Below are 9,963 nucleotides of genomic sequence, written 5' to 3'. Positions count from 1 at the left end.
CCTCGCCATCGTTGTAACGCCTGGTCGTACCGTCAGTCATATGCCTCACTCTTATCTAAGAGCGGGGCCCTGTCAGGTCATTTAGGGGGCCACCTCAGGCGCCGACATTCTGGGATTCGCAGAGGCCAGAGCTTGAACGGGCGCTTGAGTTCCTAACCGGCGACATCTGGTCGCTGACGTTCGTTCCAGGAGGGCATGCGCCTGCGCCTGTGCGAGGCGCCAGACTGAGGACGGAGGACGTGGTCTGCCTGCTTTCGGGCGGCATGGACAGCTTGGTGGGTGCCATCGACGCTGTACACGCCGGCCGGCGACCTCTCTTCGTCAGCCAGAAGGCTAAGGGCGACACTGTAGACCAAATCAAATTTGCCGAGTTAATATCTCCAGGCACACTTCATCTGCAGTTGAGTCACAACGCCCGGCCACCTTGCCCGTCCGAGCGGTCGCAGCGCGCACGCTCGATCGTGTTCCTTGCCTTCGGAGTGCTGGCTGCGAGCTGCCTCGAGATCACCCGAAATGGCGTATCGGTCGACCTGCTCGTGCCCGAAAACGGGTTCATCTCCCAGAACGTGCCGTTGACCCCGCTTAGGACGGGGTCGCTCAGCACTCGCACCACTCATCCTTTCTACTTCCGCCAGCTGCAGAAGGTTCTGGATGCCGCCGGGCTCCTGGCGACGATCACGAACCCATACGAATTCAAGACCAAGGGAGAGATGCTGAGCGAGTGTCGTGACCAAGCGCTGCTCGACCAACTTGCGTGGAACTCCACAAGCTGCAGTCGATACTCACGGTACGGGTACCGGCATTGCGGTCGATGCGTCCCCTGTCAGGTTCGGCGTGGCGCTGTGGTTGCCTGGGGAAACACCGACCGGACCGCGAAGGGGTATAAGTATGGTCCCCTCGGGCAGCGAGACCGTAGCCACACCCAGTTCGACGACGTACGCTCCGTAGCTATGGCGATCGACGTCGTCGCGCGGGATGGCGTTGAATCCCTGATCGGTGGCGCAATGAACCGGGAGATGATCGGCGACGTCGCCCCCTATCGTGAGGTCGTCCGTCGTGGCATCGAGGAGCTTGCTGCCCTGCACCGGCGCGAAGGCGTAACTTGATCGATCTCCATTGCCACATTGACCTGTATCCCGATCCCACCGCCATCCTCGACGAGGCAGAGGCACGGGGGACGTTTGTGCTTGCGGTGACCACCACGCCGAAGGCTTGGCGCGGCACGCGCAAGCTCGTCGGCGAGAGGGCGCGGATCCGAGTGGCTCTGGGCCTCCATCCCGAGGTCGTCGCCGAGCGATACGGTGAGGTCGAACTCTTATGCGCACTGATGCCGGAGGCGCGCTACGTCGGAGAGGTCGGCTTGGATGGAAGCGCGCCGCACCGCGCCTCGATAGACCGGCAGGTGAAGGTCTTCGACCGAATCCTCAACGAGTGCGAAAAACTAGGTGGCCGGGTCCTCACCATTCACTCGCGGGGCGCCGCAGAGCGTGTCCTGGACTCCGTTGAACGCCATCCTCGTGCAGGACTACCGATCCTCCACTGGTTCTCAGGATCGCTCAAGCAACTGGAACGCGCGGTGTCGCTCGGATGCTGGTTCAGCGTTGGCCCCGCGATGATGCGATCAGCCAAGGGACGGGATCTCGCGGCCGCCGTGCCGCTCGAGCGGATTCTTACCGAGACCGACGCTCCCTTCGCCCGATCCGGCGATCGACCACTCTATCCATGGGAGGCGACCGATTGCGTGCCAGAGCTCGCGGACTTGCACGGTGTAGATCAAAAGCAAATGTTCGACGCGATCAAGCGGAACCTCAAGGGGATGGCGGGATGGAAGTCGACGCCACCAGCACGTTCTAATCAATAGGTCAGTGTTTGAACCGGTAGACACGGGATCGATCGCAGCGACGACGCTGCGAGGATGCAATTTCGCGCTGGGAGCGAAGTCGGCATCAAGCAGCGCCTTTAATCCCAGGGTAGAGTGTCTGGCGCACCAAATGTCACGGCTTGTATTGACGATAGCGTTTGCGGGGTTTCGGCGACGATCGTCATCTTTGCACGACGCTGTCTTAGCGATTGCATACGATCTGCCGCTAATCGACCTTCAGGCGTGGAAGAGCCTAGATGGTATCGATACGATCCGAGCGCGCTCAACAGTTTGTCGATGATGTTCGATCGCTCAGTGTCAGAGGCGGCAACCTTTAGTGCTTCATACCCCTCTTTGATGCGACGATGGATCGCATGCGGCGCAAGCACACGGCCCTTCGCGATCGGGACGCCCGTTATCTCGGTGGGCCTGGCCGTCATAAGGTACTCGATCTTATGGGTCTGAAAACCTCCGGCCCTGATGGCTTGCCGAATGTCTGTGACCGCCCCGCCGGGGACCTCGGCTCCTGATATTGTCAGGTCGTCGACCCACAGAGACATTTTCAGCCCGTGCGATCCGCATATAGCATAGACCTTGTCGAACATCCCCCGGTGCACCAACGACGTAAGCACTGGACTGATCGGCGATCCAAACGGCATACGGCCATCGATAGCAGCGAGCTTGGCAAACAGACCGGCCACGTCGTCCATGATGCCGAGCGAGTAGTGCGCCCATCGCCAGATGTCTTCTTGCATCGTCTTCGGGTAAAACTGACGAATATCCAGTTTCAGAAGCTGATGCCCAGCAACATGCATCTCGGCATTGTCGCGCTGACCAACGCCCTTGCGAGGGCTACACAGGTACGGTGGCTGCTTTATCTTGTTGAGCTGAAACTTTAAACGTTCGTGGACCATTCGTAGCTTACCGGTCGGAACGGTCAAATTACGAAGCTTGCCGTTTATATCGATCGTGTCGCGACGGATGTAACGTTCCTTGTCGCGAACAATGGCTCCCAGCTGCCCCTTCGTCATGCCAATGAGCGAGGCTATGTCTCGTTGCCCAGGGTTTTGAGCCCACATTGAATCGGCAATTTCGTAGCGCTCGTAGCGCCGATCTTTATGCTGCTTCACGTTGACCTGGATGCAGCTTCTCGAGTATCTGCAGCACCTTTTCCGCGACAATGAGTTGACCCCGCCGCGCGATCGGCTGACCTTCTATCTCTTCCGCGAAAAACAGTAATTGCGACATCTTCACATTCACAGCAGCGCTGTAGGCTTCAAGCAAATCCATGCTGACAGCTTTGCGTGCACCCTCCACGTCAGAGATTAGTGACTGCGTCACCCCTACACGTTCGGCCATCTCTGTCTGTGAATAGCGGCAGTAGAGTCGAAGTAAACGAAGCGCTTCATTGATTACGGGTCTTTTTGTCATCGTCGAACATCCTTAGTTCGGCTATCCCGAGGTCACCGCTTACTCGTGGTGTTTCAAGAGAAACATCACGAATGAAACCACTCGCCCTACCGCGATAACTACCTTCATCAGAAGGAGCCAACGCGACGGAGGTCGTGGCTGGTGCCGCTGCGTGCGAAGGTCGTTGCTCATTTGGCGCTCTCTTTCTTGCCAGACCGGCGACAAATGCCGGCCCCCGTAGGCACTTGTGAGAGCTGTGTTCCGGAGCGTTTATACCTCGGGCATGCCGCGCCCGGTCCCGGGCGGGTGCGGCGCGCCGCCCCCCCGCCGAGACACAGGTGGTAGTCGGGAGAACCATTCTCCCACAGGGCTTGAGATCGCCCCTGCTTCTGACGGGTTCACTATGAGCTACCATCGCCCGATCCATGTAGAGTCCTCAGGGCTCGACAGCAAGATGAAATATCGCTGCAGGCGATATTTCATCCGAATGGCCGACGGGTCTCCTGCTCTCCCTAGCATTCTGTTGCCGCCGACCTCCCGACCATCATTCCGGCGGTTCTTTTTGGGTATGCCTTCCGCAGACCTCTCAATAGCTGGTACTTTAATCACGTCCTGATGGCGTAAAAAGGACTAGACTAATAAGTACCACATATAGCAGACTACGGGATGTTTATCCGAGCCTATCTTCGCGCTTCTACCTCCGAACAGGATGCGTCGCGCGCCAAGAGCGCCCTCGACGTGTTTGCGACCGAGCACGGGCTTCGGATTGCAGCCCGCTATGTCGAAAACGAAAGTGGAGCCAAGCTTCACCGACCAGAGCTGTTCCGCCTGCTTTCGGACTGCGAGCCGGGAGACGTGCTCCTAGTCGAGCAGGTTGATCGGCTTTCCCGCCTCACCTCCCCAGACTGGATCAAACTGCGAAATCTAATCGACGCCAAGCAGGTCCGGGTTGTTGCACTCGACCTGCCGACGTCGTGGATCCTGACGGCACCGACGGATGAGTTCACCGGCCGAATGTTCGCAGCGGTCAACGCCATGATGTTGGACGTACTCGCCGCGGTTGCCCGTAAGGACTATGAGGATCGCCGTCGTCGACAAGCCGAAGGCACCGCAAAAGCCAAGGCAGCGGGCCTTTATAAGGGGCGTCCCGAGAACAAGACCCGCAACGCTGCGATCTCGAGCCTTCTTCGCGATGGCCGAAGCTGGCGCGATATAATGGATGCGACTGGGTGCAGTCGAACGCTGCTCGCCAAGATTGCTCGTGATCGCCGTCGACAGGCGGAGGCCAACGCAGCAATGTCAGACGCGCACCCCTAATGTGTTCAGGCAGACTCTAGACCCTCATAATGAGGTGTCCGATTTCTCTGCTACCGACCCTGTTTGAACGGGTTTTGCGTACCAAAGCCCATGCCCACTCAGGGTATACCCTTTCTGACAAATACGGGGCGCCCATAACTGTGTCTGCCGATCATCGAATTTTCGGGAACGGCCGGGTTGGGTGGACGCTTACCGGCAGCATCAATGACGCGGCTTGCGTCCTATCTCACATTTGAAGCTCATGGAGATGTCTGACATGACCATTCCAAGCGCTGGCCGTTGACCCAGCGGTTGTCTGGACCGAGCAAGCTCGCGACCATGGGGCCGATGTCGTCAGGCAGGCCGACGCGGCCGAGCGCCGTCATGCCGGCGAATGCCTGGTTGTAATGGGGGATCTCGCGCACGGCACCGCCCAAGAAGTCGGTCTCGATCGCGCCGGGGGCGACGGTGTTGGCCGTGATGCCGCGGCTGCCGATGGCAGACTTGGCACGTTCGGCGTGTGCCTCGGTGGCCATCTCCCCTATCGGGCGGCACTCGATCCGCGGGTGTCTGCGGCCGCCTGCTTTTACCCCACCGAGATCCACTCGGCCACACTCGGAGAGGGTGGGTCGGACGACAGCCTGAAGCGCATGTCGAACTTGAAGGCCGAAACCATATTCGTTTGGGGGCGGCAGGATCCACACGTCCCCTTTGCAGGACGGGAGATGATCCGTGCGCGGTTGCAGGACGTCGCTGCGCACTACGAATGGCATGAGGTGAACGCACAGCTTGCGTTCCTGAGAGACGAAGGGCCGCGCTTTGACCCGGCGCTGTTCCTGTAGTCCGTGACGCTGACGTTGGACTTCTACCGCCGCGCCATGTCGGGACGCGACGATCGGGAGCAGGGCGTCAGCTAAGGTTCTTCATGAGTGCAGCGTGCGACGGCAACGTATGGGCTATGAACGGCAAAATGGCCGCACCGATCGCGACGGCGTCCTCGTCATGACTGGCTCGTTGGATCAAAGCCATGTTCGGGACCGCGCTTCCGAGCGCGGCGATGTTACGGTTCAGTTCGAGTATGAGGCTGTCCAGTAGGCACGACGGCAGTCGCGCGCCGATGAAGATCGCGGTCGGGTTGAGGAGGGCGTTCACCGTCATGATGGGGAGCGTGAGAGTCTTTGCCGCCTCTAAGGACCAAGCGCGGACGACCGGGTTGTGGCGTTCGACGTCTGCACGAAGTTCCGCCACGCTACCCGAATACCCCGCTTTCTCCAGCCTGAGTCTAAGTTCAGACAAAGACACGCAGTCCTGGACGGTCGGCCCTGCGGGATGGTTGAAGTCCGCAGGAAGCAGTCCGAGTTCACCTGCTCGCCCGTTTCCGCCGCGCACATACTCGTTGTCCACGACGACAGCACCGCCCAGTCCGGCGCTGATCAACACGTAGAAGAAGTCGGTGAATTGCCGTCCGTTGCCGAACTGCGCTTCCCCGATCGCTGCCGCTGCGGCGTCGTTGTCGCGGAGGACGGGCAGGCCCAGTCCATCTTGAAGTAGGAGTGAGACGTTCGTCGTTGCCCAGACGCCGTATGCCTCGGGCATCTTCGGCAGCGCGATCGTTCCAATATCGTCAGGTATCGCAAGACCGATGCCGATGAAGCGTTCTCGGTCCAGCTTCAATGCGTCAGTCGTCTCGGCGTACCACTCCTGAACGAAGTCGACGACCATTTCGGGGCTAGGAAAATCAACCTCCTTGACGGATCGCGCGCGAACGCCTCCCGCGAGGTCGAGGATCACCACGGCGACATGATCTCGATCGATGTTTACCCCTAGCGAAAAGCAGCCGTCGGGATCGATCGCGAGCCGCGAAGCGGGGCTACCTCTGGGGCCTTTGATGCGGGCGGTCTCGTGGATGAGACCCTCGTCGATGAGACGACGGGTGATGTTGGCTATGGTGGGAAACGTGAGGCCGGTCGCCGCGGCGAGTTCGGACCGCGAAACCTCGCCTCCTGCGACACGGATGGCTTGCAGCACCACCCGCTGGTTGAAGTCGCTGACGCGGACAAGATTGCTGCCAGACAGGCCAACGGTCAGCCGAGGCTGCCGGTCGTTGCCACGCATGCCGTCGTCCTTGGACACCGTCGCCACCATCTTGTTGTTACCGCTATCATTCATCCCCTCCATATTGCATCAAATACGGCTGGTGACGCGAACAAAAATATGGCCGCAGCGAAATGTCGCTGCGGCCTGAGTGAACCCCGTGAGTGGCTGGTCAAGGGGAGGAGAACCAGCCTAGGGTATCGCGTGAAGCTCAGTTGCGGATGCGGACGCCAAATGTCACTCGTCGTTCGAAGATGCTCGAGCCATACCAGAAGTTCTTGAACTGGGCGTATTGCTCCTCGTTCTCCTTGGTCAGGTTCGACCCTTGCACGAACATCGTGAACTTCGGTGTCACGTCATAGCTCGCGGACGCGTCCAGATAGCCTGTCGCGCGGTTCCAGACGGCCAGATTGTCATCAGCCGCGGCAACGAACCCGCCGAAGCGCTTGCTCCGATAGTTGTAGGCCACGCGACCCTGCACTGGGCCCTTCTGATAGAACAGCACCGCGTTGGCCTGATGCTTCGAGTTGTCCGGAACGGGCAGCGACTTGCCGAAGAGATCGACGTTTGAGCTGCCGCTGTCCGAGTAGGTGTAGTTCAGCTGGCCGCCGAAGCCGCTGAGCGTGCCGGGGAGCCAGTCGAAGACGGTCTGGAAGCCGACTTCGACACCCTTGATGGAGCCGCCCTTGCCATTGACCGGTCGCGTGACCGGACCGCCTTCGCGGACGACGCCATCGGCGTCAGGCTGCGCCTCGATCAGCGTGTTCGTCTGCAGGAAGCTCTTAACGTCGAACCAGAAGGCGGCGACCGAAAGGAGGCTGCTCTGGTTGAAGTACCACTCGTAAGAGACGTTGTAGTTGGCGGATCGCGGCAGTTCGAGATTGGGGTTGCCCGCAGATCCGGAACTGTAGCGCTGTAAGCTCGGATCGAGTGCCACCCCCTGATAGGTTCGCGTTCCGTTCACAGCGTACGACGATGCCAGACCGCGGCCGAACTGGGAGAGATCGAGTTGGCCGAGCGTTTTGGCGTAGGCGAAGCGGAGATACATGTCCGGACGCACGTGCAGGCTCAGGTTGGCGTCCGGCAGGAAGTCGTCGCTATCGTTGTTCGACTTGGTCGTTCCTGCTGCGATGGCGACGCCGTTGAACGAGAGATCGCCGATGAACTGGCCGTTCGTCGGGAAGGAGTAGATGCCGAGCTTCGTCTTCACGTAGCGCACGCCCGCGTTTCCGGTGAATTCGAGCGAGCCCACCGACCCGTCGAAGTTGGCTTCGGCGTAGGCGCTGATCTGGCGTTGGGTCACGCGATAGCTGTTCTGGGGGTCGAGGTAGGCCTTCGTGCCCGGGAAGAGCAGCGCGTTGTAGGCGTTCACGTCGTTCAGCGCGTTGGGCGAGATGGCAGGAACGTTGGGGATGCCGCTGATGGGTCCGAAGCCGCCCGCGGACGTCACCAGTCCTGGGAGATCGTTGAACTTGCGGATCGGTACCACGCTGTAGCCGACCGTGTCGACGATGAGGGGATCCTTGTAGAAGTACAGATGGCCGGCCGGACCGATAGGCGACAGATATCGGAATGCGTTGTTGCCGGCGTCGCGATTGCCGTACCTGCCGCCGATGCGGATGTTCTTGAGCGGCCCCAGGTCGGTATCGTATTGCGCGTCCGCGCGGTAGACGTCGAGCGTAGCCTTCTGCTTCGACGCTTGCGACCAGGTGGAGGTCAGGGAGTAGTTGGCTGGGTTCGTCACGTCCGTGAGGAAGTTCACCGAAGGCTCCGATCCGCGGAAGTCCACCGTAGCGCGAACGGCGGCCAAGCCGCCTGGGTTGGCGTAGCTACAGTTGGCCGGAATCGTGGCTCCCGCGCAGCTGGTCGGAAGCGAACGGGGAACGACGCCCGCTCTGGTCGCCCAGGAGTCGATGTCGGTCTGGGTCGAGCTGTTCCGCGAATCCCCGTGCACGTAGCGAAGGGTGGCGCTGAACGGCCCGTCGTTCTTGAAGCGGGCCTCGAGGTTCGTGTTGATCGACCGAGCCTTGCTGTAGGCGTTCAACGTGTGGACCTGGAACCGCGACAGGTTCAGATCGGCGAACTGGACGACGCCGTTGCTGTCGATGATCGACGACGGGAGGTAGCTGTCGTTCGAGAAGTTGCCGTGCAGCACGGCGGTGTTGCCCGAGTTCCTGTTGCGGAACCGCGTGTAGGCGACGTCGCCGATGAGCTGGATGGAATCCGTGACGTCGTATTGGACCGAAGCGTTCGCGCCGATCCGCTCGCGCTGCGTCTGCCCGTTGTCGAACTCGAGCGCGACGGGATTGTAGAAATAGTCCTTGTCGGCGAGCTTCTTGCTGTTCGTGATGTCGCCGTCCTTGCGGACGTCGAAGCCGGCCTGGGCATCGGTCGTCTTCAGGATGCCGTTGGTCACGCGCGGGTTCTTGTTGCTCAGGATCTCGTGGTCATACGAGCCGGCAAGGAGAAAGCCGATGCGACTGCCGTTGTATGCGACCAGGGCAGAAGCGTTCTGGCTCCAGTCCTTGGTGATGTTCCCGTACGTGTCCTGCACCGAGCCCGTCGCCGTCAGCCCCTTGTGGAGATCGAAGGGCCGGCGGGTCTTGAGAGCAATGATACCCGAGTTGCCGCCCGTGAGGTCGGCGGCCGTTGGCGACTTGATGACGTCGACGCCCGCGAACAGGGTGGACGGAATGTCCGTCAGGTTGGGCTGCGCCCCGGTGATGTTGGATGCGCCGAGGAACTGCTCGCCGTTCAGCGTCGTCAGGACGTTCGCCAGACCGCGGATGTTGACCGAGGCGCCCTGTCCGGCCGACCGCGTGATCTGCACGCCGGTGACCCGCTGAAGCGAATCGGCGATGGTTACGTCGGGCAGCTTGCCGATGTCTTCGGCGGCGATCGAGTCGACGATCTGCGACGCCTCGCGCTTGACGTTGATCGCCTTCTGCTGCGCCCCACGGACGCCTGTCACGACGATGTCCTGCTCGTTGGCGCCGTCCTGAACCGGTGGCGTTGCCGCATCCGGGGCCGCTGCTGCCGGACCGTCCGACGTGGTCTGCTGCGCCGTTGCGGACTGTGCGCCTAGAAGCGCTACAACGGAGCTAGCCGTGAATAGAACCGATCGGAGTGCTGTGAGTTTACGCATTGCCTTCATCCCCTCATCCTGACCGGGAGGGAACTCGAACGTGCACGGCGCTTCGGCGCAGTGTCATGTTCCCTCCCCAACCGGCTCTTTCCAAGCCCTCTTGGTCTTGCCTGAAAAGCATCTTTCATTTGCGTTTGCAATACTTATTCAATTTGAT

The 9,963-nt window shown here is 60.6% G+C and carries 9 protein-coding genes; 4 read left to right on the top strand and 5 right to left on the bottom strand.

Annotated features, from left to right (window positions below; all coding sequences use genetic code 11):
* Positions 1-239: 239 nt before the first annotated feature.
* Together ASE69_RS06110 and qatD are read left to right on the top strand one after the other, a co-directional pair.
* Positions 240-1,106: a hypothetical protein gene (locus ASE69_RS06110; RefSeq protein ID WP_156362202.1), complete on the top strand. Its 867-nt coding sequence runs from the start codon at positions 240-242 to the stop codon at positions 1,104-1,106.
* A complete protein-coding gene (gene qatD / locus ASE69_RS06105; RefSeq protein ID WP_056484384.1) occupies positions 1,103-1,861 on the top strand; it encodes a Qat anti-phage system TatD family nuclease QatD in 759 nt (252 codons plus the stop codon). Before ASE69_RS06110 ends, qatD begins: the two co-directional genes overlap by 4 nt.
* 98 nt (positions 1,862-1,959) lie before the next feature.
* Here the strand turns inward: qatD and ASE69_RS06100 are convergent, their stop codons facing one another.
* Both ASE69_RS06100 and ASE69_RS06095 read right to left on the bottom strand, forming a co-directional pair.
* Positions 1,960-2,991 carry a reverse transcriptase domain-containing protein gene (locus tag ASE69_RS06100; RefSeq protein ID WP_156362201.1) on the bottom strand — a complete coding sequence of 344 codons (1,032 nt, stop codon included), beginning with the start codon at positions 2,989-2,991 and terminating at the stop codon, positions 1,960-1,962.
* Complete coding sequence (locus ASE69_RS06095) at positions 2,978-3,292, bottom strand: helix-turn-helix domain-containing protein (RefSeq protein WP_056484379.1); 315 nt, start codon at positions 3,290-3,292, stop codon at positions 2,978-2,980. Before ASE69_RS06095 ends, ASE69_RS06100 begins: the two co-directional genes overlap by 14 nt.
* A gap of 645 nt (positions 3,293-3,937) precedes the next feature.
* Here ASE69_RS06095 and ASE69_RS06090 point away from each other — a divergent pair.
* A complete protein-coding gene (locus ASE69_RS06090; protein WP_056484377.1) occupies positions 3,938-4,588 on the top strand; it encodes a recombinase family protein in 651 nt (216 codons plus the stop codon).
* Between the two features lie 239 nt (positions 4,589-4,827).
* Here ASE69_RS06090 and ASE69_RS22865 read toward each other — a convergent pair whose 3' ends face one another.
* A complete protein-coding gene (locus tag ASE69_RS22865; RefSeq protein WP_235518212.1) occupies positions 4,828-5,103 on the bottom strand; it encodes an SDR family oxidoreductase in 276 nt (91 codons plus the stop codon).
* Between ASE69_RS22865 and ASE69_RS22860 the strand changes: the two genes are divergently transcribed.
* Positions 5,086-5,409, top strand: a complete 324-nt coding sequence (locus tag ASE69_RS22860; protein WP_235518211.1) for a dienelactone hydrolase family protein — start codon at positions 5,086-5,088, stop codon at positions 5,407-5,409. The genes ASE69_RS22865 and ASE69_RS22860 overlap by 18 nt on opposite strands.
* Before the next feature lie 67 nt (positions 5,410-5,476).
* Here ASE69_RS22860 and ASE69_RS06075 read toward each other — a convergent pair whose 3' ends face one another.
* Positions 5,477-6,736 (bottom strand): ROK family transcriptional regulator, encoded by a 1,260-nt coding sequence (locus tag ASE69_RS06075; protein ID WP_235518210.1) that lies wholly within the window; start codon positions 6,734-6,736, stop codon positions 5,477-5,479.
* A 136-nt stretch (positions 6,737-6,872) separates the two neighbouring features.
* On the bottom strand, positions 6,873-9,806 hold the full coding sequence (locus ASE69_RS06070) for a TonB-dependent receptor (protein WP_162236854.1): 2,934 nt from the start codon (positions 9,804-9,806) through the stop codon (positions 6,873-6,875).
* Positions 9,807-9,963 lie beyond the last annotated feature (157 nt).

This window comes from Sphingomonas sp. Leaf208 (assembly GCF_001421415.1).
Classification (GTDB): domain Bacteria; phylum Pseudomonadota; class Alphaproteobacteria; order Sphingomonadales; family Sphingomonadaceae; genus Sphingomonas.
Note: the sequence above shows the minus strand (reverse complement) of the source record. Positions and strands in the feature narration are given on the sequence as shown.

What these genes read in the sequence shown, in the direction of transcription:
- ASE69_RS06095 (WP_056484379.1), bottom strand. Translation starts at nt 3,292, where the DNA reads ATGACAAAAAGACCCGTAATCAATGAAGCGCTTCGTTTACTTCGACTC.
- ASE69_RS06075 (WP_235518210.1), bottom strand. Translation starts at nt 6,736, where the DNA reads ATGAATGATAGCGGTAACAACAAGATGGTGGCGACGGTGTCCAAGGAC.
- ASE69_RS06090 (WP_056484377.1), top strand. Translation starts at nt 3,938, where the DNA reads ATGTTTATCCGAGCCTATCTTCGCGCTTCTACCTCCGAACAGGATGCG.
- ASE69_RS22865 (WP_235518212.1), bottom strand. Translation starts at nt 5,103, where the DNA reads ATGGCCACCGAGGCACACGCCGAACGTGCCAAGTCTGCCATCGGCAGC.
- ASE69_RS06070 (WP_162236854.1), bottom strand. Translation starts at nt 9,806, where the DNA reads ATGCGTAAACTCACAGCACTCCGATCGGTTCTATTCACGGCTAGCTCC.